23 protein-coding genes are annotated in these 20,796 nt (G+C 66.9%); 11 read left to right on the top strand and 12 right to left on the bottom strand.

Annotated elements, in window-relative coordinates; genetic code table 11:
• The first annotated feature begins 237 nt into the window (after positions 1-237).
• Complete coding sequence (locus FG95_RS13900; RefSeq protein WP_037556600.1) at positions 238-2,829, top strand: nitrate reductase; 2,592 nt, start codon at positions 238-240, stop codon at positions 2,827-2,829.
• A complete protein-coding gene (gene cobA / locus FG95_RS13895; RefSeq protein WP_037556599.1) occupies positions 2,819-3,607 on the top strand; it encodes a uroporphyrinogen-III C-methyltransferase in 789 nt (262 codons plus the stop codon). Before FG95_RS13900 ends, cobA begins: the two co-directional genes overlap by 11 nt.
• 66 nt (positions 3,608-3,673) lie before the next feature.
• Here the strand turns inward: cobA and FG95_RS13890 are convergent, their stop codons facing one another.
• From FG95_RS13890 to FG95_RS13880, 3 genes are read right to left on the bottom strand one after another with little or no spacing between them, the layout of a single operon-like run.
• Positions 3,674-4,111 (bottom strand): hypothetical protein, encoded by a 438-nt coding sequence (locus tag FG95_RS13890; protein ID WP_052182384.1) that lies wholly within the window; start codon positions 4,109-4,111, stop codon positions 3,674-3,676.
• 22 nt (positions 4,112-4,133) lie between these two features.
• Entirely contained in the window at positions 4,134-4,742 is a 609-nt protein-coding gene (locus FG95_RS13885) for a TetR/AcrR family transcriptional regulator (protein WP_037556597.1), read from the bottom strand.
• A 2-nt stretch (positions 4,743-4,744) separates the two neighbouring features.
• Positions 4,745-5,299 carry a DUF4287 domain-containing protein gene (locus FG95_RS13880; protein ID WP_037556595.1) on the bottom strand — a complete coding sequence of 185 codons (555 nt, stop codon included), beginning with the start codon at positions 5,297-5,299 and terminating at the stop codon, positions 4,745-4,747.
• 97 nt (positions 5,300-5,396) lie between these two features.
• Between FG95_RS13880 and FG95_RS13875 the strand changes: the two genes are divergently transcribed.
• Positions 5,397-6,098: an NRDE family protein gene (locus FG95_RS13875; protein WP_037556667.1), complete on the top strand. Its 702-nt coding sequence runs from the start codon at positions 5,397-5,399 to the stop codon at positions 6,096-6,098.
• A gap of 180 nt (positions 6,099-6,278) precedes the next feature.
• Here the strand turns inward: FG95_RS13875 and infC are convergent, their stop codons facing one another.
• Both infC and FG95_RS13865 read right to left on the bottom strand, forming a co-directional pair.
• Positions 6,279-6,815, bottom strand: a complete 537-nt coding sequence (gene infC / locus FG95_RS13870) for a translation initiation factor IF-3 (RefSeq protein ID WP_037556593.1) — start codon at positions 6,813-6,815, stop codon at positions 6,279-6,281.
• A gap of 171 nt (positions 6,816-6,986) precedes the next feature.
• Positions 6,987-8,123, bottom strand: a complete 1,137-nt coding sequence (locus FG95_RS13865; RefSeq protein WP_081933151.1) for a penicillin-binding protein activator — start codon at positions 8,121-8,123, stop codon at positions 6,987-6,989.
• Between the two features lie 76 nt (positions 8,124-8,199).
• Between FG95_RS13865 and rsmI the strand changes: the two genes are divergently transcribed.
• From rsmI to FG95_RS13845, 4 genes are all read left to right on the top strand, one after another.
• Positions 8,200-9,060: a 16S rRNA (cytidine(1402)-2'-O)-methyltransferase gene (gene rsmI / locus FG95_RS13860; protein WP_037556592.1), complete on the top strand. Its 861-nt coding sequence runs from the start codon at positions 8,200-8,202 to the stop codon at positions 9,058-9,060.
• The gene (locus tag FG95_RS13855; protein ID WP_037556591.1) at positions 9,057-9,407 is read left to right on the top strand and encodes a YraN family protein; all 351 of its coding nucleotides are present in this window, start codon (positions 9,057-9,059) and stop codon (positions 9,405-9,407) included. Before rsmI ends, FG95_RS13855 begins: the two co-directional genes overlap by 4 nt.
• 141 nt (positions 9,408-9,548) lie before the next feature.
• Entirely contained in the window at positions 9,549-10,499 is a 951-nt protein-coding gene (gene gshB / locus FG95_RS13850; RefSeq protein WP_037556590.1) for a glutathione synthase, read from the top strand.
• 22 nt (positions 10,500-10,521) lie between these two features.
• Positions 10,522-11,130: a DedA family protein gene (locus FG95_RS13845; RefSeq protein ID WP_037556589.1), complete on the top strand. Its 609-nt coding sequence runs from the start codon at positions 10,522-10,524 to the stop codon at positions 11,128-11,130.
• 179 nt (positions 11,131-11,309) lie between these two features.
• Here the strand turns inward: FG95_RS13845 and FG95_RS13840 are convergent, their stop codons facing one another.
• The 4 genes from FG95_RS13840 to rph all read right to left on the bottom strand — a co-directional run bounded on the left by FG95_RS13840 (position 11,310) and on the right by rph (position 14,803).
• Positions 11,310-12,200, bottom strand: a complete 891-nt coding sequence (locus tag FG95_RS13840) for a tyrosine recombinase XerC (RefSeq protein WP_037556588.1) — start codon at positions 12,198-12,200, stop codon at positions 11,310-11,312.
• A 108-nt stretch (positions 12,201-12,308) separates the two neighbouring features.
• Entirely contained in the window at positions 12,309-13,454 is a 1,146-nt protein-coding gene (hemW, locus tag FG95_RS13835; RefSeq protein ID WP_037556587.1) for a radical SAM family heme chaperone HemW, read from the bottom strand.
• A 9-nt stretch (positions 13,455-13,463) separates the two neighbouring features.
• Positions 13,464-14,087: an RdgB/HAM1 family non-canonical purine NTP pyrophosphatase gene (rdgB, locus tag FG95_RS13830; protein WP_037556586.1), complete on the bottom strand. Its 624-nt coding sequence runs from the start codon at positions 14,085-14,087 to the stop codon at positions 13,464-13,466.
• Positions 14,087-14,803 carry a ribonuclease PH gene (gene rph, locus FG95_RS13825; protein ID WP_037556585.1) on the bottom strand — a complete coding sequence of 239 codons (717 nt, stop codon included), beginning with the start codon at positions 14,801-14,803 and terminating at the stop codon, positions 14,087-14,089. Before rph ends, rdgB begins: the two co-directional genes overlap by 1 nt.
• 102 nt (positions 14,804-14,905) lie before the next feature.
• Between rph and hrcA the strand changes: the two genes are divergently transcribed.
• A complete protein-coding gene (hrcA, locus tag FG95_RS13820; RefSeq protein ID WP_037556584.1) occupies positions 14,906-15,949 on the top strand; it encodes a heat-inducible transcriptional repressor HrcA in 1,044 nt (347 codons plus the stop codon).
• A 4-nt stretch (positions 15,950-15,953) separates the two neighbouring features.
• A complete protein-coding gene (grpE, locus tag FG95_RS13815) occupies positions 15,954-16,511 on the top strand; it encodes a nucleotide exchange factor GrpE (RefSeq protein ID WP_037556583.1) in 558 nt (185 codons plus the stop codon).
• Positions 16,512-16,696: 185 nt separating this feature from the next.
• On the opposite strand, the gene def is transcribed toward grpE, so the two are convergent.
• Positions 16,697-17,230 carry a peptide deformylase gene (gene def / locus FG95_RS13810; RefSeq protein WP_037556582.1) on the bottom strand — a complete coding sequence of 178 codons (534 nt, stop codon included), beginning with the start codon at positions 17,228-17,230 and terminating at the stop codon, positions 16,697-16,699.
• Between the two features lie 31 nt (positions 17,231-17,261).
• Entirely contained in the window at positions 17,262-17,858 is a 597-nt protein-coding gene (recR, locus tag FG95_RS13805) for a recombination mediator RecR (RefSeq protein ID WP_037556580.1), read from the bottom strand.
• 224 nt (positions 17,859-18,082) lie between these two features.
• Here recR and fmt point away from each other — a divergent pair, with 224 nt between their 5' ends.
• Both fmt and truA read left to right on the top strand, forming a co-directional pair.
• Positions 18,083-19,003 carry a methionyl-tRNA formyltransferase gene (gene fmt, locus FG95_RS13800; RefSeq protein WP_037556577.1) on the top strand — a complete coding sequence of 307 codons (921 nt, stop codon included), beginning with the start codon at positions 18,083-18,085 and terminating at the stop codon, positions 19,001-19,003.
• Between the two features lie 112 nt (positions 19,004-19,115).
• The gene (truA, locus tag FG95_RS13795; RefSeq protein ID WP_037556575.1) at positions 19,116-19,856 is read left to right on the top strand and encodes a tRNA pseudouridine(38-40) synthase TruA; all 741 of its coding nucleotides are present in this window, start codon (positions 19,116-19,118) and stop codon (positions 19,854-19,856) included.
• Positions 19,857-20,080: 224 nt separating this feature from the next.
• Here the strand turns inward: truA and FG95_RS13790 are convergent, their stop codons facing one another.
• Entirely contained in the window at positions 20,081-20,608 is a 528-nt protein-coding gene (locus FG95_RS13790; RefSeq protein WP_037556573.1) for a CarD family transcriptional regulator, read from the bottom strand.
• Positions 20,609-20,796 lie beyond the last annotated feature (188 nt).

Here is a 20,796-nt window from a genome sequence, read left to right as displayed (position 1 = left end):
CCCGCCCCCACCCGGGCGAGGCCGGGGGGAAGAAAGGGCCCCCCACCCCGCCCCCCCGGTCCAAGAGCGGTGGCGCCCCCTCCCTCCTCCCCCGCGGACGCGCGCGGGGGGGGGCGGGGGGACACCCCCCCTACACACCCCCCCCCCCTGGGGGGGGGGGGGGGGGGGGGGGCTCCCGCGACCTTGCGCGACGCCTGCAAACCCCAACCCAACCCCTCCCCTGAAGGGGAGGGGCTAATGGAGGTCCGCACCACCTGTGCCTATTGCGGCGTCGGCTGCGGCATCCGCGCGACGGTGACCGGCGAGCGCAGCGTCGAGATCGCGGGCGATCCCGACCACCCCGCGAACCGCGGCCGTCTCTGCTCGAAGGGCACGCACCTCGGCGAAACCGTCGGGCTCGAAGGCCGCCTGCTCCACCCGATGATCGGCGCCAAGCGTGCGAGCTGGGATAAGGCGCTCGATCTCGTCGCCAAGAAATTTAAGGAAACGATCGCGCGCCACGGCCCCGGCAGCGTAGCTTTCTACGTCTCGGGGCAACTCCTCACCGAGGATTATTACGTCGCGAACAAGCTGATGAAGGGCTTCATCGGCACCGCGAACATCGACACCAATTCGCGGCTTTGCATGTCGAGCGCGGTCGCCGGACACACGCGCGCCTTTGGCGAGGATATCGTCCCCGCGACCTACGACGACCTCGACGCCGCCGACCTGATCATACTCGTCGGATCGAACACCGCCTGGTGCCACCCGATCGTCTATCAGCGTATCCGCGCGCGCTGCGAGGCGGGCGCCAAGCTCGTCGTCATCGACCCGCGCCGCACCGAAACCGCCGAGGAAGCCGACCTCCACCTCGCGATCCGTCCCGGCAGCGACGTCGCGCTGATGACCGGCTTGCTCCAGCATTGCCGCGAGGCGGGCGCCATCGACGAAGCCTATCTCGCCGCGCATGTCGCGGTGCCGCAGGATTTCTGGGACCAGCTTGGAGAGGGGAATGACCTGTGGTCGGTGGCGCGCTCGTGCGATGTCCCCGCCGCCGACCTCAGGCATTTCTACGAGCTGTTCGCCGCCCACCCGCGCACCGTCACCCTGTTCAGCCAGGGGATCAACCAGTCGACCGCGGGCACCGATCAGGTCAATGCGATCACCAACCTCCACCTCGCCACCGGCCGCATCGGAAAGCCCGGCGCCGCGCCCTTCTCGATCACCGGCCAGCCCAACGCGATGGGCGGGCGCGAGGTCGGCGGGCTCGCCTCGACCCTCGCCGCGCATATGGATTTCGCCCCCGAAAACCGCGCGCGCGTCCAGCGCTTCTGGGCGTCGCCGACGATGGCGGAGAAGCCGGGCCTCAAAGCCGTCGACCTGTTCCGCAGCCTCGGCGAGGGCCGCATCAAGGCCCTGTGGGTGATGGCGACCAACCCCGCGGTGTCGATGCCCGACGGCAATGCGGTACGCGAGGCGCTCGCGACCTGCCCCTTCGTCGTCGTGAGCGACGTGATTGAAAAGACCGATACCGGCGCCTTCGCCCACGTCCGCCTGCCCGCCGCGGCGTGGGGCGAGAAAGACGGTACCGTCACCAACAGCGACCGCACGATCAGCCGCCAGCGCGCGCTCTTTCCGCTCCCCGGCGAAGCGATGCCCGACTGGTGGATCGTCAAGGAAGTCGGGCGGCGCATGGGGTGGAAGACCGCCTTCGCCTACGACCGCCCCGCCGACATCTGGCGCGAGCATTGCCGCCTGTCGACCTATGACAATGACGGCGCGCGCCTCTTCGCGTTGCCCGGCGCGGCGCAGGGCGGCACCGCCGCTTACGACGCGATGACCCCGTTTCGCTGGGGCGGCGATCACCCCTTCGCCGGCGGGCGCTTTTCGACCGACGACCGCCGCGCGCGCCTAGTCCCCGTCGCGCAAAAACCGCTGCCCGAACCCCTCGCCAAATGGCCGCTGACGCTCAACACCGGCCGCTACCGCGACCAATGGCACACGATGACGCGCACCGGCCTCGCCCCCAAACTCGCGCGGCACCGCGAGGAGCCGTTGGTCGAGGTCCACCCCGACGACGCCGCGCGCCTCGGCCTGACCGACGGCGGCCTCGCGCGCGTCGATACGCCGCAGGGCGACAGCCTCTACCGCGTCGCCTTCCACCCCGGTCAGCGCCCCGGGGAGCTGTTCGTCCCCATCCACTGGACCGACCGCACCGCGAGCGGCGGGCGCACCGGCCTGCCCCCCCGCCCGCTCGTCGATCCGGTGTCGGGCCAGCCGGGGTTCAAGCGCACCCCCGCCGCGATCGCCGCGGTCACCCCCAAATGGCGCGGCTTTCTGCTCCTCGCACGCGAACTGCCCGAAACGCCGCGCTGCCTCTGGGCAACGCGCGTCGCGGTGCCTTCGGGGGTGATGTGGGAAGTCGCGGGCAATGGCGACCTCAAGAGCATCGAAGCGTTGCTCCCCAAGGGCGAACGCATCGAGGCGCAGGACGCCGCGCGCGGGACCAGACGCATCGCCATCGTCACGAACGGCCGCCTCGTCGGAGCCTTGTTCGTCACGACAAGCGGCGAACTTCCCCCGCGCGACTGGCTGATCGCGCAATTGTCCGCGCCCGAAGTCGCCCCCACCCTGCTCGCCGGCCGCGCGCCGGGCGTGCAGGCCGACCGCGGCCCGATCATCTGCGTCTGCTTCGATATCGGCCTCAAGACCATCGTCGCCGCGATCCGCGACCAGAGTCTCGCCGACGTCGCCGCGATCGGCGGCGCGATCGGCGCGGGCACCAATTGCGGCTCGTGCCGCCCCGCGCTCGCGCGCATCCTGACCGAGGAGACCAGCAATGCAGCCTGACGATTTTGCGCCCGGCACCGTCTGGCTCGTCGGCGCCGGCCCTGGCGACCCCGAATTGCTCACCCTGAAGGCGGTGCGGTTGATCGAGCGCGCCGACATCGTCTTTTGCGACGCGCTGGTGGGGCGCGGCGTCCTCGACCTCATCCCCGCGCGCGCCGAGCGCGTCAGCGTCGGCAAACGATCGGGGCGCCATTCGAAGGATCAGGCAACGATCGATGCGCTCCTCGTCGCCGCTGCACGGGCGGGCAAACGCGTGGTCCGGCTGAAAGGCGGCGACCCGACGCTGTTCGCGCGCGCGACCGAAGAGATCGATGCGCTCAACGATGCCGGCTTTCATGTCCAAATCTGTCCCGGCATCACCGCCGCGAGCGCCGCCGCCGCGTCGGCGGGTATGTCGCTGTCGCTGCGCGGCGTCGCGCGTGACGTTCGTTTCGTCACCGCGCACAGCCGCCGCGGCGCCGCGCTCGACATCGACTGGTCTTCGCTGGCGCGCGGCGGATCGACCCTCGCCTTCTACATGGGCCGCGAGGCCGCGGGCGAAATCCGGCGCGGCCTGATGCAGGCGGGGATGCCCGGCGAAATGCCGGTGATGATCGCATGCGAAGTCAGCGGCCCCGGCGAGCGGCGGCTCGTCACCCGGCTCGATCTTCTCGACCTTGCGACCAAATCCTTCGCCGCCGACGCTCCGACGCTCATTCTGGTCGGCGCCGCGGTGATGCTCGCCGGCGGCGCGGCAGCGCTGCCCGCGAACAGCTCGCGCGCGGCCTATGGCCAATAATTGCCGTCCGCGCAGTCTTCGCCGCCGGGGTACATGATCTTACCGCTCATCGCCCCAAAGCGGATATTACCGCAGTACGCCTTTCGACGCCTGCGCCCGCGCGTAGAGAAACAGCGCAATCGCGACGACCCAGATCACCGCGGTGAAGATCATCGGGAAGGTCCCGAACATCCGCATCAGGTCGCCATAATGCAGGCCGAACTGGTAAAAGCTGCTGATCGCCAGCCCGATGAGCGAGACGATGAAGGCGGTGACCGCATGGCGGCTGCGTACCAGCAACAGCAGCGACCCGAGCACCGATCCCCAGACCCCCAGTGCCCAGCCGACATTCGCCCACATCGGGAAGCTGGTGAAATAGGCCTGTTGCTCGGGCGTGAAGGCGGCCAAATATTCGGCATTGCCCATCTTGGTCATCGTATAGTCCATCGCGCCAAAGGCGTTCCAGACCAGCGACACGGCCCCGACAACCCACAGGTGCCAGGGCGTTTTGACGGCTTCGGTCATATTCATCTCCCCCTCAGAAAGATCAGGCGAAATTAGCAGATTTCTCGGTCGCCAGCAATATGGTGATATAGTCGCGCAACACAGCGATATTGCGGTCGAAATAGCCGATGTCGCGATAGGTGCGCGCCTGCATCACCGCGCCTTCCATCACCGTCAGCACGAACTCGCCAAGCGCCTTGCGGTCGGTGTCCTTCGGCAGGCGGTCGGCGGCTGCCTCGAAGCAGCCGGCGATCGCCGCCGACCAGTTCGAAAAATTCGCCGCCATCAGCTCGCGCACCACCGGGTCGGGTTCGTGGATTTCGAGCGCAAGGCTGCCGATAGGGCAGCCATAGGTGCAATCGGTGACGATCAGATGCGTGCGATAACCGGCGAGCAGTGCGAAAACCTTGTCGATCGGATCGTCGACGCCGTCCCAATTGGGCGCGAGCAGCATCGCGTCGATGCCGTCGCGATAGAGTTCGAGCACGCCGACGAGCACGTCCTGCTTGCCGGGGAAGAAATGGTAGAGGCTGCCCGAATGGACCTGGCTGCGCGACAAAATGTCGGCGACCGAGGTCGAGAGATAGCCCTTCTCCCAGAACAGCTCCATCGCGGTCATCAGGATGCGCTGGCGGGTGTCGGCGGCATTCATCCCTATCCCGCCCGGTCATAAGCGGCGCGGAGCCAGTCCGCGACATCGCCCTCCGCATCCTCGCCCGCCGCGATCCGCACGCGGTGCGACACCATCGCGTTCCAGCTTCCCGCCAGTTCGAGCTTGCCTGCCGGTTCCTCGCCCTTGAGCGCGAGACCGATGTCGAAGCGATCCTTGGTCGAGGGCATCAGCAGCGCGAACTGCTTCTTGCGGCGCAGGCTCACATAGCCCTTCTTCGGCGCCAGCTCGACGTCATCGCCAAAACCCTGCACGAGCAGGGTCAGCCGGTCGTAGAGCGGCCGCCAATGCGCCTTCGCGCCGTCGAACGCCGCTTCGACCAGCGCCTCATCGTCCTGCGACAGCGACGAGGAGGCGTTCGCGGCATGAACGATCATATTGGCATAGCCGTGGCCAAGCCCATGTTCGGATTTGAGGTGATTCACCAGCGCCATATGGCCGGCGATCCCGGTCGCGCGCGCGGTGGCGACCCATTCGTCGAGTCCCTTGCCGGTCTTCGCCCGCAAATTCTCGCCCATCTTCTCGAATTCGTCGGCCATCGGCGTCCTCCCTCGTCAAGATGAGTTGATTGAACATTCAACCAAGCAATTTGTCAAGAGACTTGGCAAGGGCGCGCGAACTCCCGATATGCGCGGCATGTGTGTCGTCGCCCTTGCCCACCGCGTCCATCCCGACTGGCCGCTCATCCTCATCGGCAATCGCGACGAGTTTCACGAACGCCCCGCCGCGCCGCTTCACGAGTGGGACGACGGCAGCGGTCTCGTCGCCGGGCGCGACCTGCGGGCGGGCGGCACCTGGCTCGGCGTCCATCGCCCGAGCGGCCGCACCGTCGTCGTCACCAACGTCCGCGGCGCGATGCCCGACCCCGCGAAGGAATCGCGCGGCGCGCTCGTATCCGACCTGCTGCGCGGCGAAGGGCGCTTCGCCGACCCGGCGGCGGAGGATCTGCCGCGCTTCAACGCCTTCAACCTGTTCGCCGTGGACGGCGGCGCGGCACGATTGCTGAACAACCGGCCTGTCCCGTTGATCATGCCGCTCGAACCCGGCGTCCACGCGCTCGCCAACGAACCCGTCGACGCCCCCTGCCCCCGCGCCGAACGGCTGCGCGCTGGGTTCGAAACGGCCGTCACGGCGGGCACCGACCCCGAAAAGCTGCTCGACACGCTGATGGCCGGGGACGACCCCGCGCTGTTCCTGCGCGGCGACGTCTATGGCACGCGCGCCTCGACGCTCGTGCTGATCTCGGCGGATGGCGCGGTCCGGATGACCGAGCGCCGATATGAAGCGGGCGGCCGTCCCGCTGGAACGACCGCCCTCGAATTTCGGATCGCTTCTTAAATCCTCCCTGTCGCGAAGCGATGGGGAGGTGGCAGCGCCCTTCGACTGCCTTGCAGGCGCTCAGGATAAACTGCGCCTTCGGCGCAGCGCTGACGAAGGGGCCTTAAAGCGGCCCCTCCACCACCCGCTACACGGGCGGTCCCCCTCCCCATCGCTTCGCGACAGGGAGGATCGCATGGCTTATTTCGGCGCGAGCACCATCAGCATCTGACGGCCCTCGGTGCGCGGGTGCGCCTCGACCTTCGCGACCTCGGCGGTCATCTCGGCGACGCGCTGGAGCACGTTGAGTCCGAGCTGGGTGTGGCTCATTTCGCGGCCGCGGAAACGCATGGTCATCTTGACCTTGTCGCCTTCCTCGAGGAAGTCGAAGACCTTCTTCATCTTCACATCGAAATCATGATCGTCGATATTCGGACGCATCTTGATCTCTTTGATTTCCTGCGTCTTCTGGCTCTTGCGTGCGAGGTTCGCCTTTTTCTGCGCCTCGTATTTGAACTTGCCGACGTCGAGGAATTTGCACACCGGCGGATCGGCGTTGGGAGATACTTCGACCAGGTCGAGCCCGACCTCGGCCGCCTGCTCGATCGCCTCGGCTGTTAGCATGACGCCCAGATTTTCGCCTTCCTCGTCGATCACGCGGACTTTGGGGGAGGCGATGAATTCATTGTAACGCGGGCCGTTCTTGGGCGGCATCGGTGCCATCGGGCGACGGGTCATGGGCGGTGGTATAGCTGTATCTCCTGAAACATATCGAACGCGCGTGCGGAATCGACGCCGGAACGCGCGCGACTGTCATATAGTGATCGCGCGGCGGGCGTAAAGGCCGCCGCGCTTTTCCGATAGCGGTTTTCGGCCAACTGTGGCCGGTCTGCCACGCTCAATCGCGGCTCACCATTTCGTCGGCGCAGGGTCGATCACGCGAAAGCCGCCGGCGCCGATTTCGCTGACCTCGAGCGCGCGCTCGGCGATGCCGCGGTTGTTGAAGCGGAAAATGCCGTCGATCCCCCCGAAGCCGTCGGCGGCGAGCAGGCGGTTCGCCGGGAAATTGCTCCCCGGCTTCCAGTCGCGCGCGATGCGCACCGTCAGCAGCACCGAATCATAGCCGAGGCTGGCGAGCCGGTACGGCGGCCGGCCGAAGCGGGTGCGATATTTGGTCGCAAGCTGGCTATAAAGCCCGTCGGAGACGCTGGCGAACCACGCCCCGCGCATCGCGGCATTGCTGCCGAGCGCGGCATCGGTGTTCCACAGCTCGGTGCCGAGGATCTGCTTGCTCCCCGTGCCCTTGATCACCGGCACGGCGCGAATGGCGTTGCCGCCGCTGTCGGCGATCAGCACCGCGTCGATCGCGCCCGCATTGGCGAGCCGCCGCGCCGCGCCCGACAGCGCGGTCGCGCTGCGGTCATAGCTTTCGACCGCGACCAAAGTGCCGCCCGCCTTGGCGACCGCGGCGCGGAACGAGGCGGCCGAGCGGTCGCCATAGACATTCTTGGGCACGAGCGCGCCGAAGCGTTGATGGCCTTTCGATCGCGAAAAGGCGACGATACGCTCGACGGACTGGCCGGGGACGAAGCCCATGATGAAGACGCCGTTGCCCGCGACGCTGCTGTCGTTCGAAAAGCTCAGCACCGGCACCTTCGCGCCGCGCGCAATCGGCGCGACCGCCGAGACATCCTCGCTGAGCAGCGGCCCGAGGATCAGCTTGTTGCCGTCGGCGACCGCCTGCCGCGCCGCGGCGGCGGCGCCGAGCGCGGTGTCGTAAGTCGTGATGCGCACGCGCTCGGTGCGCGTATCGAGCAACGCCAGCGTCGTCGCATTGGCGATCGCGGTGCCGACGTCGGCGTTGGGCCCCGTCTGCGGCACGAGCAGCGCAACGCGGTGACGATCGGTATCGGTGGGCAGCCCGGGGCCGACATTGTCGGTCGGGTCGGTCGGCGGCGGCGGGGTCGCCGGGCCGCCGGTTTTCGGCACGACCTGGCACGCCGCCAGCAGCCCCGCCATCGCCATCACGCCGAGCCCGCGCAGCATCGCGCGGCGCGACGACGCATTCACCTGGCGCGCGCCACCATGGCAGTCTGGGGCAGTTTCTGCCATTTTCGGCGTCATGCCAGATTCGAACATCTCAGATTCTCCCTTGCCCGGTCTCTATATCGTCGCGACGCCCATCGGCAACCTCGGCGACATCGGCGCGCGCGCGGCCAAAACGCTCGCCTCCGCCGACGTGATCGCCGCGGAGGATACGCGCGTGACCGCGAAACTGCTGTCGCATCTGGGTTTGCGTGTGCCGATGACCCCCTATCATGATCATAGCGACGAACGCACCCGCGCCGCGCTGGTTGCGCGCATGCAGGGCGAAGTTGTCGTTTTGGTGTCGGACGCGGGCACCCCGCTGATTTCGGACCCGGGATACAAGCTCGTCCGCGATGCGCGCGCCGCGGGACGCCATGTCACCACCCTGCCCGGCCCCTGCGCCGCGATCGCCGGCATCACCCTCTCGGGCCTGCCGAGCGACCGCTTCCTCTTCGCGGGCTTCCTCCCCAACAAGGCAAAGGCGCGCGCCGACACGATCGCCGAATTCGCCGCCCTGCGCGCGACTCTGGTCTTCTACGAAAGCGGCCCGCGCCTCGCCGCCGCGCTCGCCGCGCTCGCCGAGGGGCTCGGCGACCGCGAGGCCGCGGTCGCGCGCGAGATCAGCAAGATGTTCGAGGAATGCGTCACCGGCACCCTAACCGAGCTTTCCGCACGCTATGCCGACGCGCCGCCCAAGGGCGAGATCGTCGTCATCGTCGGCCCGCCCGGCGAAGCGAAGGCGGAAAACGCCGACGACGCGACGCTTGACGCCGCGCTGCGCGAAGCGATGGCGGACAAACCCGTCGCACAGGCGGCGAAGGCGGTCGCCAAACGCTTCGGCCTCGACCGGCACGACATCTACGCCCGCGCCCTCGCGCTGAAGGAGCAGGCTTGAACCGCGCCGCCGCCGAAGCGCGCGGTCGCCGCGCCGAACGCCGCGCCGCCTGGTGGCTCCGCCTCCACGGCTGGCGTATTTTGGGCGAGCGCCTCCGCGTCCCCGTCGGGGAGGTCGATCTGGTCGCGCGGCGCGGACGCATGATCGCCTTCGTCGAGGTCAAATGGCGCGACCGGCCCGAAGACCTCGATCTCGCGATCGATCCGTATCGCCTGCGCCGCGTCGCCGCGGCCGCAGAAATGCTGAGCCCGCGCTTCGCGGGCCCGCGCGACGACATACGCATCGACGTGATGCTCCTTGCGCCGCGGCGCCTGCCGCGCCATCTGGTCCACGTCTGGCAGCCGTGAAAGCCAGGCATCATTCGGGGGCTTCCCCTCCTCGTTTGTGCTGAGCTTGTCGAAGCACCGTTTTTCTTTCCGGCGTTGAGGAAGAAAATACGGTCCTTCGACAAGCTCAGGGCAAACGGATCGTTTCTGATGGAGTAAGATATGACCCTGCGCGCCGCGGTGCAAATGGACCCGATGGACAATATCAACATCGGGGGCGACAGCAGCTTTGCGCTGATCCTGAAGGCGCTCGAACGCGGCTACGAGCTTTATCATTACGACGTCCGCGGCCTGACCTGGGAAGCCGGTCGGCTGACGGCCAAGGCGCATCGCATCCTCGAAGCCCGGCGCGAGGCGGGAGCACATTATAAATTCGGCGATGAAGTGCTGCTCGACCTCGGCCGCGACGTCGACGTCGTGCTGATGCGGCAGGACCCGCCCTTCGACCTCGGCTACCTCACCGGCACCTGGCTGCTCGAGCGCATCCGGCACGAGACGCTCGTCGTCAACGACCCCGTCTCGGTCCGCAACGCCCCCGAAAAGGTCTTCGTGCTCGACTTCCCCGAGTTCATGCCGCCGACCATGGTGACGCGCGAGCTCGACGCGGTGAAGGATTTCCAGGCGCGATATGGCGCGGTGGTGATCAAGCCGCTCCACGGCAACGGCGGCAAGGCGGTTTTCAAGATCGATGCCGACGGCGGCAATCTGGGTGCGCTCGTCGAGCTGTTCGGGCAGGTCTGGCCCGAACCCTTCATGGTCCAGCAGTTCCTGCCGAGCGTCAGCAAGGGCGACAAGCGCATCGTCCTCGTCGACGGCGAGGTCGCGGGCGCGATCAACCGCAAGCCCGGCGAAGGCGAATTCCGTTCGAACCTCGCGGTCGGCGGCTATGCCGAGGCCGCCGAACTCACCCCGCGCGAGCAGGAAATTTGCGACGTCCTCGGCCCGGCGCTCAAGGAACGCGGCCTCATCTTCGTCGGCATCGACGTGATCGGCGGCGAATGGCTCACCGAAATCAACGTCACCTCGCCGACCGGAATCGTCGCGATCGACCGTTTCAACGACAGCGATACGGCGGGCATGATCTGGGACGCGATCAAGCGACGCATCGGCTGAAACCGGCAAGCGTTTCTCCCCCATGACCGACTTCATCCTGAACCTGATCCAGAGTTGGGGCTATGCGGGGATTTTCATCCTCATGTTCCTCGAAAATCTGTTTCCGCCGATCCCGTCCGAAGTGATCATGGGCCTCGGCGGGATCGCTGTCGCGCAAGGGCGGTTCGATTTCTGGACGCTCGTCGCGGTCGCGGTCGCGGGGACGACCGCGGGCAACTGGATCTGGTACGCGATCGGGCGCTGGATCGGCTATGAACGGCTGAAACCCTTCATCGACCGCTACGGCCGCTGGCTGACGCTCGACTGGGACGAAGTCGAGCGGCTGCACAACTGGTTTCTCAAATATGGCCCCGCGATCGTCTTCATCGCGCGCTTCATGCCCGTCGCGCGGACGATGGTGTCGCTGCCCGCGGGCATGGTGCGGATGAACCAGCTCAAATTCCTGGTCTGGACCGCGGCGGGCTCGACGATCTGGATCGCCGCGCTCGCCGGCGCCGGCAACTGGTTCGGCAAACAGTTCGCGAACCTCGACGCCTTCGTCGGACCGGTAGCGCTGGTGGCGATCGGCTCGCTCGTTGTTGTCTATATCTACCGCGTCGCGACGTGGAAGCCGAAGACGAAAGGCGAATGATCTGACCTGTCTGGACGATGGCTGATTTCGACCGGAATTCGCCGTCTCATCCTTCGTCCGGACTTGATCCGGGGTCCCGCTTGAGATCGAAACCTGCTCTGTCCATCAAAAAGCGGGATCCCGGGTCAAGCCCGGGATGACGAAAGGGGGGATGACGGCCCCCCACCCCCCCACCGACCTCAAGCCCGCGGATGCGCGCTCCGGTAAATATCGAGCAAATGCGCCGCGTCGACCGCGGTATAGACCTGCGTCGAAGCAAGGCTCGCATGACCGAGCAATTCCTGCAAACTCCGCAAATCCGCCCCGCCCGCGAGCAGGTGCGTCGCGAAGCTGTGGCGCAGCGCGTGCGGCGTCGTGCGTTCGGGCAGGCCCAGCGCGCGCCGCGCCGAACGCATACTCGCGCGGACAACGCCCGGCTGGAGCGGCCCGCCGCGCGCGCCGAGGAACAGCGGCGTCTCCTTCGCGATCGGCCATGGACAGGCCTCGACATAGCGCGACACCGCCTTCGCGACGGCGGGCAGGATCGGCACGATGCGCGTCTTGCTCCGCTTGCCCGTTACGCGCATCGTCTCGCCGAGCGGCAGCACCGCGCCCGTCAGCGACAGCGCTTCGCCGATGCGCAGCCCCGCACCGTAAAGCAGCAGCAACAGCGCGAAATCGCGCGCGCCGACCCAGCCCTCGCGCGCATTATCCTCGACATCCTGCGCCAATTGCAATGCCTCGGCGGGCGCGACGGGGCGCGGCAAGCCCTTCTTGACCCGCGGCCCGCGCATCTGCGGCACGCTGGCGTTCGATCCGCCGACGAAGCGCAGGAAGCTGCGCAGCGCCGAAAGCTCGCGCGCTGCCGACGCATTGCCGAGCCCCCCGGCGCGGCGCTCGGCGAGATAGGCGCGCAGGTCGTTCGGCGTGAGCGCCCTCAGCATGTGCGCGTCGACAGCGCCGCCGCGATGCTGCGAAAGGAAAGCGCAGAACCGCTCCGCGGTCGCGATATAGGCGCGGCGCGTATGCTCCGACCGGCGCTTCTCGTGCGCCAGATGGGCATCCCAGTCGCGGATCAGTCCGTCAGCCAACCTATATTCCGTTTGGGCTGAGCCTGTCGAAGCCCCGTCCTTTCTTCCAGCCTGGCAAAGGAAGGACAGCCCTTCGACAAGCTCAGGGCGAACGGACTTTGAGATAGTCTAGCCGGTCCGCACCACCTCGGAAAGGATCGAGTCGAGCAGCAATATACCCTCGTCGGTCACCGCCAGCCGGTCGCCCTCGTCGCGCATCAGCCCCTGCCCCGCCAGCCGCTCCACCGCGTCCGCATCGACGAACGCCGCGCGCGGCAAGCCGCTCCGCGTCTCGATCCGCGCCAGATCGATGCCTTCGGTCAGCCGCAGCCCCATCAGCATCGCCTCGGTCGCACGTTCGTGCGGCGGCAGGTCGGCCTCGACTTTCAACCCATGCCCATTGCGCGTCACCGCCGCGATGAAATTCTCGGGCTTCTTGTGCCGCTCGGTCGCCTGGTTCCTGCGCCGGCCATGCGCCCCCGGCCCCACGCCGGCATAATCGGCATAACGCCAGTATGCGAGATTGTGCCGGCTTTCCTGCCCGATGCGCGCATGGTTCGACACTTCATAGCGTGGCAGGCCGGCGGCGGACGTCATCGCCTGAGTCGCGTCGAACAGATCGGCGGCGGCATCGCCGTCGGGGATGATGAGGTCGCCTTTCGCTGCCAACGTGGCAAAGCGCGTGCCCGGCTCGATGGTGAGTTGATAGAGCGAGAGATGATCGGTGCCGAACGCCAGCGCACCCGCCAGCTCGCTTTCCCAGGCGGCGAGCGACTGGCCGGGACGCGCGTAGATCAGGTCGAAGCTGACGCGTGCAAAATGCGCCTGTGCGGCCGCGATCGCGCGCCGCGCCTCATCCTCGCTATGCGCGCGCCCCAGAAATTCAAGTACTTCCGAATCGAAGCTCTGAACACCTATCGAAACGCGATTGACCCCCGCGGCCGCAAGATCGGCGAAATTGGCGACTTCGACCGAATTGGGATTGGCTTCGAGCGTGATCTCGACATCGTCCGCGAGACCCCACAGCGCGTCGGCCTCGGCGATCACCGCCGCGACGGTTGCGGGCGGCATCAGGCTTGGCGTCCCCCCTCCGAAGAAGATCGAGCCGACCGTGCGCCCGGGCAGCAACGCCGCCTCATGACGCAAGTCCGCAAGCAACGCTTCGCGCCACGCCGCCTGATCGACGCGCTCGCGCACATGGCTGTTGAAGTCGCAATAGGGGCATTTCGACACGCAAAACGGCCAATGGACATAGAGGGCGAGCGGTTCGGCCATGAACGCTCTTTAGAACACCCCCGCCACCAGCTTCGCAAAGGCGTCGGCGCGGTGGCTGATCGCATGTTTTTCCGCCGGTTCTATTTCCGCGAAAGTCAATGATTTGCTGGCCGGAACGAAGACAGGATCGTAACCGAAGCCCAGCTTGCCGCGCGGCGGCCAGATGAGATTTCCTTCCGCCCGGCCCTCGAAAACCTCGGCGTGCCCGTCGGGCCAGGCGAGCGCGAGGATGCAGACGAAACAGGCGCTGCGGTCGACGTCCGGCCCCTGTTCGGCGAGCAGACCTTCGACCTTGCCCATCGCCATATACCAGTCGCGGCCCGGATTGCCTTCGAACCATTGGCGTTCGGCCCAGTCGGCGGTGTAAACCCCCGGCCGGCCGGAAAGCGCCGCGACCTCGAGCCCGCTGTCATCGGCGAGCGCGGGAAGCCCCGCCGCCGCTGCGCTCGCGTGCGCCTTGAGCAGCGCATTCTCGCGAAAGGTCTTGCCCGTCTCCTCGGGCTCGGCCAGCCCGAGGTCGCCCGCCGACACGGGCTCGATGCCATAGGGTTCGAGCAGCGCGCGAATCTCGCGCACCTTGCCCGCGTTATGGCTGGCGATGACGAGCTTGCCGGGGGCGAGCTTGCGCGTCATCAGCGCCCCGTTGCCCGGTCCTGCGCCGCGAAAATCTCGCCGCAGCCGATGCGCGCGAGGCGGAGCAGGCGCAGCAGGCCCTCCTCGTCATAGGTCGCGCCTTCGGCGCTCGCCTGCACCTCGACGATCTGGCCCTTGCCGGTGAGTACGAAATTGCCGTCGGCCTCGGCGGTCGAATCTTCGTCATAATCGAGGTCGAGCACCGGGGTGCCCCGATAGATGCCGCACGAAATCGCGCCGACCTTGTCCTCGATCGGGTCCTCGGCCAGCGTCTTGGCCGCGAGCAGCTTGTCGACCGCGAGCCGCATCGCGACCCAAGCGCCCGAGATCGAGGCGGTGCGCGTGCCGCCGTCGGCCTGGATCACGTCGCAATCGATGATGATCTGGCGCTCGCCGAGCTTCTTCATGTCGACGACGGCGCGCAAGGACCGGCCGATAAGTCGCTGGATTTCCTGCGTGCGGCCCGACTGCTTGCCCTTCGCGGCTTCGCGGTTGCCGCGCGTGTGCGTCGCGCGGGGCAGCATGCCATATTCGGCGGTCACCCAGCCAGCACCCTTGCCGCGCATCCACGACGGCACCTTCTCGTCGACGCTCGCGGTCACGAGCACCTTGGTGTTACCGAAGCTGACGAGGACGCTGCCCTCGGCGTGGATGGTGAATTCGGTTTCGATGGCGATAGGGCGCATCTGGTCGGGCGCGCGGCCGGAAGGGCGCATGTCGGGATTCTCCTGTGATGTGTGCGGCGCGCTTAGCGATGCGGGCCCGGCTTGGCCAGAGCATAGCTTGCCCCCGTGCCTCGCCATCCCTAAATCCTCCCCATGACCACGCCGCCGATCACCGAACTCACCACGCGCGCGCGCGACGTGTTCCGGCTGGTGGTCGATGCCTATCTGGAGACCGGACAGCCGGTCGGGTCGCGCACACTGTCGAAGCTCGCGGCGCTCAACCTCTCGCCCGCCTCGATCCGCAATGTGATGCAGGATCTGGAGGAATATGGCCTGCTCGCGAGCCCGCACACCAGTGCGGGACGGCTGCCGACCGAACAGGGCCTCCGCCTCTTCGTCGACGGGATGATGCAGGTTGCCGAGCCCTCGGCCGAGGACCGCGCGCAGATCGAGGCAAGTCTGTCCGAAGGCGGTCCGATCGAAAGCGCGCTCGCACAGGCGACCTCGGCGCTGTCGGGGCTCTCGGCGTGCGCGGGGCTCGTGCTCGTTCCCAAGCATGAGCGCGTCCTGAAACAGCTCGCCTTCGTGCCCCTGTCGGCGAACCAATCGCTCGTCGTGCTCGTCGCGGGCGACGGGACGGTTGAGAATCGCGTGATCGATATTCCGCCCGGGCTCAACCCGTCGGCGCTGGTCGAGGCGGGCAACTATATCTCGGCGACGCTCGGCGGGCTGACGCTGAGCGAAGCGATGGCGCGCGTGCGCCGCGAGATCGAGGCCGAGCGCATCGCGATCGACCGCGCGGCACAGGATCTGGTCTCGCGTGGCCTAGCGATCTGGTCGTCGGACGGCGCCGACCGGCCGGTGTTGATCGTGCGCGGCCAGGCTAATCTGCTCGACGACAACGCGGTCGGCGATCTCGATCGCGTGCGGCAGCTTCTCGACGAGCTCGAAACCAAACAGGACATCGCGCAATTGCTCGACAGCGCGCGCGAGGGCGCCGCAACCCGCATTTTCATCGGATCGGAGAATAAATTATTCTCGCTTTCGGGCTCGTCCGTGATAGCGGCGCCCTACCGCGGATCGGACGGGCGCGTCGTCGGCGTGGTCGGCGTCATCGGCCCGACGCGCTTGAACTATGCCCGGATCGTTCCCATGGTGGATTTCACCGCACAATCGCTCTCCAGACTGATACGATAGGTTTATGACGACACAAGAAAACGACACGCCGGTCGACGACGGCACGAAAACCGAAGCTGAAACCGCGGACTCCGCAGCGCCCGCCGAAGGGTCGAATGAAGAACTGGCGCAGCTCGCCGAACAGGTCGCCGCGCTCCAGCAGGACCTGCTCTATGCGCGCGCCGAGACGCAGAATGTCACGCGCCGCAAGGACAAGGAAATCGCCGACGCGCATGCCTATGCGTCGACCAAATTCGCGCGCGACATCCTCTCGGTCGCCGACAATCTCGGCCGCGCGCTCGCCGCGCTCAGCGACGAACAGCGCGCCGATGAAGGGCTCAAGCCGCTGATCACCGGGCTGGAGGCCACCGAGCGCGAATTGCTCGGCGTCTTCGAACGCAACGGCATCACACGCATCGCCGCGATCGGCCTGCCGCTCGATCCCAACCAGCATCAGGCGATGCTCGAAATTCCGAGTGACAAGGAACCCGGCACGATCGTGCAGGAAATGCAGGCGGGCTATATGATGAAGGATCGCCTGCTGCGCCCCGCGATGGTGGGCGTGGCGAAGGCCGCGGATTGATCCGAACCTCCCCTCCCTTTACGGGAGGGGGTTTCACGAGGCACGTGACTCGTGAAACGGGGTGGGTGCGCGGCGCGTCTGCGCCGCATAAGAATCTTGAAAACGTCGAGGCGGAAAGGATTCTCTTCGCGCACAAGTGCGCGGGACCCCACCCCAAACCCCTCCCGCAAGGGGAGGGGCTTAAATCACGCCGCTTTCCGCAGCTTCGCGAGCTTCTTCAGCACCATCTCGCGCTTCAGCCGCGACAGATGGTCGATGAAGAGAATGCCTTCCAGATGGTCGTGCTCATGCTGGATGCACGTCGCCATCAGCCCGGTCATGCGTTCCTGATGATGCTTGCCGTCCTCGTCCTGCCAATCGACGGTGACCTCGGCGGGGCGCGTCACCTCGGCATATTGCTCGGGAACCGACAGGCAGCCCTCCTGATAGACGCTATGCTCCTCGCTCTCGTCCGAAAAGACGGGATTGATGAAGACGCGGGGTTCGCGGATCACCTTCTTGCCCTCTTCGTCGCCGGGATCGGCTTCCTGCAGGTCGATGACGAGAATGCGCTTCGCCACCCCGACCTGAATTGCCGCCAGCCCGATGCCGGGGGCGTCATACATCGTCTCGAACATGTCGGCGACCAGCGTTTTCAGCTCGGCGTCGAACGTCTCGACAGGCTTGGAAATGACGCGCAGCCGCGGATCGGGAGTCTCTATGATGGGTAGGATGGCCATGGCGTGCAGGTATGAACTCCGATGCCTGACGTCAACCCACCGGACGCCGCGCTCTCAGCGCCTGCGCCAGTGTCCCTTCGTCGAGATAATCGAGCTCGCCGCCCACCGGCAGGCCATGTGCGAGCTGCGTCAGTCGCACCGGATAGCCCTCCAGCCGCTCCGCCAGATAATGCGCGGTCGTCTGCCCCTCCAGCGTCGCGTTCATCGCCAGCACAACCTCGTCGATCCCGCCCGCGGCGACGCGCGCGACGAGGGCATCGATGCTGAGGTCTTGCGGCCGCACACCTTCCAGCGCCGACAGCCGGCCGCCGAGCACATGATATTTGCCGGGGAACAGCCGCGACTTGTCGAGCGCCCAGAGGTCGGAAACCTCCTCGACGACGCACAGGCTGCGTTCGTCGCGGCGCGGATCGGCGCAGATCGCGCACGGGTCGCTCGTGTCGACATTGCCGCAGGTCGAGCAGGTGACGAGCCGCTCGGATACGGTCTGGAGCGCCGCGAGCAACGGCGCAAAGCTGCTCTCGCGCTTCTTCATCAGGTGCAGCACCGCGCGCCGCGCCGAACGCGGGCCGAGCCCCGGCAGGCGGGCGAGTTGCTGGACGAGCGCTTCGATTTCGGTGGAGGCCATGCACAGCACCTATCGCGCGGCGGGAGCCCGCACAATCCTCTCCCCTTGCGGGAGAGGATGCCGAAGCTTGGCGCGAAGCGCTTAGCGAAGGCTGGAGAGGGGTTGCGGCGGCGCTGCCCCCTCTCCCGCTGCGACTAAGTGGCAAAGCCACCAAGTCTCGCTGTCCTCTCCCGCAAGGGGAGAGGGGTTGAATAAGATGCGCCCCTCCGCCAAAGGCGCTGCCCATGCGCATCGCCTTCATGGGAACGCCGCCCTTCGCGGTGCCGACGCTCGCCGCGCTCCACGGGGCGGGGCTCGACATCGTGGCCGTCTACAGCCAGCCCCCGCGGCCCGCGCGGCGCGGCAAGAAATTGCAGAAGACCCCGGTGCAGGTCTGGGCCGAAGAACACGGCCTTTCCGTCCGCACGCCGCGCAGCCTGAAAACCGAGGAAGCGCAGGCCGAATTCGCCGCACTCGATCTCGATGTCGCGGTGGTCGCGGCCTATGGCCTGATCCTGCCGCAGGCGGTCCTGGGCGCCCCGCGCGAGGGCTGCCTCAACGTCCACGGCTCGATCCTGCCGCGCTGGCGCGGCGCGGCGCCGGTGCAGCGCGCGATCCTGGCGGGCGATGCCGCAACGGGCGTGACGATCATGCAGATGGACGCGGGGCTCGACACCGGCGCGATGCGGCTGATCGAGACGACGCCGATAGGACGCAAGAGCGCGGGCATGCTCACCCACGAACTCGCTGAAATGGGCGCGCTGATGATGCGCCGAGTGCTGAGCGACCTCCACGCCTTTCCGCCGGTGCCGCAACCCGATGAGGGCGTCACTTATGCGGCGAAGATCGACAAGAGCGAGGCGCGGCTCGACTTCCTGACCAGCGCTGTGCAGGTCGAGAGGCAGGTGCGCGCGTTCAATCCGGTGCCGGGCGCCTTCTTCGAACTCGAAGGCGAACGATACAAAATACTGGCGGCCGAGGTCGTTCATCCCGCCGACACGGTCGCGGGCGCCGCGCCCGGCATCACGCTCGATGATGCGCTCACCATCGCCTGCAACCCCGGCGCGATCCGCGTGGGCCGCGTCCAGCGCGCGGGAAAGCCCGCGATGGAGGCCGGGGAATTGCTGCGCGGGCGCGCGATTCCCAAAGGTACACGGCTAGCATGACCACGCCCCTCCTCCGTCGTCACCCCGGACTTGATCCGGGGTCCATGACTCCGGCACCGGAATGGACCCCGGATCAAGTCCGGGGTGACGAGATCGGGAAAATGACCCACCCATGACCCGCTTCGCCCTCACCATCGAATATGACGGCCGTCCCTATATGGGCTGGCAGCGGCAGGCGCACGGCCCGAGCGTCCAGCAGGCGATCGAGGAAGCGATCCACCGTTTCACCGCCGAGGATGTGCAGGTGCTGAGCGCCGGGCGCACCGATGCGGGCGTTCATGCCATCGCGATGCGCGCGCATGTCGACATCGAAAAGCCGCTGACCCCGTTCAAACTGACCGAAGCACTCAACGCACAGCTTCGCCCCGCACCGGTCGCGATCATCGGGTGCGAGATCGTTCCCGACGACTGGCACGCGCGCTTCGCGTGCATCGGGCGGTCCTATGAATATCGCATCGTCAACCGCCGCGCACCGCTGACATGGGACAAGGGGCTGTCGTGGCAGGTCGCACGCCCGCTCGATACCGACGCGATGCACGCCGCCGCGCAGCAGCTCATCGGCCTCCACGATTTCACGACCTTCCGCTCGGCGCATTGCCAGTCGCAAAGCCCCGTCAAGACGCTCGACAAGCTCAGCGTCAGCCGCCACGGCGAGGAAGTGATCGTCGAAGCCGCGGCGCGCAGCTTCCTCCATCATCAGGTGCGCTCGATGGTCGGCTGCCTCGCACTTGTCGGGCATGGCAAATGGTCGGCGCGCGACCTGAAGGCGGCGCTCGACGCCGCCGACCGCAACGCGCTCGGCCTCAACGCACCGCCCGACGGGCTTTATTTCGTGAGCGCGACATATCCCTGAAACCCTCTCCCCTTGGGGGAGAGGGCAGCGAGACTTGCGAACTTGTTCGCTAGGGTCAGGACCCATTAATTCCGCGATCGAGGCGTCGGGGAGCGGGCCCTCACCCAGCTTCGGCTAGGCGGCGAGCCGCCAAGCCTTCGCATCCCTCTTCCCCAAGGGGAGAGGGAGGAACGAAAAAGGGCGGCCCTACCAGACCGCCCTTTCCTTCACCGCAGTGGACGCGATTAAACCTTTTCGGCGTAATAGAGCGGCGCATGCTCGTTGAGGATCTGGAGGATCTTCGCCTGCGCGGTCTTTTCGTCGCTTTCTTCCATCGCGGCGAGTTCGCGCGCGAGACGGCTCGACGCCGCTTCGAAGATCTGACGCTCCGAATAGCTCTGCTCGGGCTGGTCGTCGGCGCGGAACAGGTCGCGGGTCACTTCGGCGATCGACACGAGGTCGCCCGAATTGATCTTCGCTTCATATTCCTGCGCGCGGCGCGACCACATGGTGCGCTTCACCTTCGGCTTGGTCGTCAGAACCTGCAGCGCTTCCTTCAGCGTCTTGTCCGACGACAGCTTGCGCATGCCGACGCCTTCGGCCTTGTTCGTCGGAACGCGAAGGGTCATTTTTTCCTTTTCGAAGCGGAGAACATAAAGTTCCAGCTGCATGCCGGCGATTTCGGATTTTTGCAGCTCGATGACGCGCCCCACGCCATGCTTCGGATAAACAACATAGTCACCGACTTCGAAAACGGGAGTGCTTGCGGACATTCAAGTTCCTTTCAGTGGCCTTGCCGGGGAGACGGGGAAGCGCGTGAACAGCTCTGTATCCGGCCCTCTATCGGAGGGGGATTGGGCTGGTAGGGCGGCGCTAGCCAGTCAGCGTGACAAGGAATGGGCTCCATCGGAAACGCCAAGCGTGCCCCAGCCCAAGCGGCGGGAAGAGGCGCAATGTCGGC

Origin of the sequence: Sphingopyxis sp. LC363, assembly GCF_000756385.1 — a bacterium.
Taxonomy (GTDB): Bacteria; Pseudomonadota; Alphaproteobacteria; order Sphingomonadales; family Sphingomonadaceae; genus Sphingopyxis.
Note: the sequence above shows the minus strand (reverse complement) of the source record. Positions and strands in the feature narration are given on the sequence as shown.

Bases quoted from the DNA above. Each gene is read 5' to 3' on its own strand.
- FG95_RS13900 (WP_037556600.1), top strand. From the start codon at position 238: ATGGAGGTCCGCACCACCTGTGCCTATTGCGGCGTCGGCTGCGGCATC.
- cobA (WP_037556599.1), top strand. From the start codon at position 2,819: ATGCAGCCTGACGATTTTGCGCCCGGCACCGTCTGGCTCGTCGGCGCC.
- FG95_RS13890 (WP_052182384.1), bottom strand. From the start codon at position 4,111: ATGACCGAAGCCGTCAAAACGCCCTGGCACCTGTGGGTTGTCGGGGCC.
- FG95_RS13885 (WP_037556597.1), bottom strand. From the start codon at position 4,742: ATGAATGCCGCCGACACCCGCCAGCGCATCCTGATGACCGCGATGGAG.
- FG95_RS13880 (WP_037556595.1), bottom strand. From the start codon at position 5,299: ATGGCCGACGAATTCGAGAAGATGGGCGAGAATTTGCGGGCGAAGACC.
- FG95_RS13875 (WP_037556667.1), top strand. From the start codon at position 5,397: ATGTGTGTCGTCGCCCTTGCCCACCGCGTCCATCCCGACTGGCCGCTC.
- infC (WP_037556593.1), bottom strand. From the start codon at position 6,815: ATGACCCGTCGCCCGATGGCACCGATGCCGCCCAAGAACGGCCCGCGT.
- FG95_RS13865 (WP_081933151.1), bottom strand. From the start codon at position 8,123: ATGCTGCGCGGGCTCGGCGTGATGGCGATGGCGGGGCTGCTGGCGGCG.
- rsmI (WP_037556592.1), top strand. From the start codon at position 8,200: ATGCCAGATTCGAACATCTCAGATTCTCCCTTGCCCGGTCTCTATATC.
- gshB (WP_037556590.1), top strand. From the start codon at position 9,549: ATGACCCTGCGCGCCGCGGTGCAAATGGACCCGATGGACAATATCAAC.
- FG95_RS13845 (WP_037556589.1), top strand. From the start codon at position 10,522: ATGACCGACTTCATCCTGAACCTGATCCAGAGTTGGGGCTATGCGGGG.
- hemW (WP_037556587.1), bottom strand. From the start codon at position 13,454: ATGGCCGAACCGCTCGCCCTCTATGTCCATTGGCCGTTTTGCGTGTCG.
- rdgB (WP_037556586.1), bottom strand. From the start codon at position 14,087: ATGACGCGCAAGCTCGCCCCCGGCAAGCTCGTCATCGCCAGCCATAAC.
- rph (WP_037556585.1), bottom strand. From the start codon at position 14,803: ATGCGCCCTTCCGGCCGCGCGCCCGACCAGATGCGCCCTATCGCCATC.
- hrcA (WP_037556584.1), top strand. From the start codon at position 14,906: ATGACCACGCCGCCGATCACCGAACTCACCACGCGCGCGCGCGACGTG.
- grpE (WP_037556583.1), top strand. From the start codon at position 15,954: ATGACGACACAAGAAAACGACACGCCGGTCGACGACGGCACGAAAACC.
- def (WP_037556582.1), bottom strand. From the start codon at position 17,230: ATGGCCATCCTACCCATCATAGAGACTCCCGATCCGCGGCTGCGCGTC.
- recR (WP_037556580.1), bottom strand. From the start codon at position 17,858: ATGGCCTCCACCGAAATCGAAGCGCTCGTCCAGCAACTCGCCCGCCTG.
- fmt (WP_037556577.1), top strand. From the start codon at position 18,083: ATGCGCATCGCCTTCATGGGAACGCCGCCCTTCGCGGTGCCGACGCTC.
- truA (WP_037556575.1), top strand. From the start codon at position 19,116: ATGACCCGCTTCGCCCTCACCATCGAATATGACGGCCGTCCCTATATG.
- FG95_RS13790 (WP_037556573.1), bottom strand. From the start codon at position 20,608: ATGTCCGCAAGCACTCCCGTTTTCGAAGTCGGTGACTATGTTGTTTAT.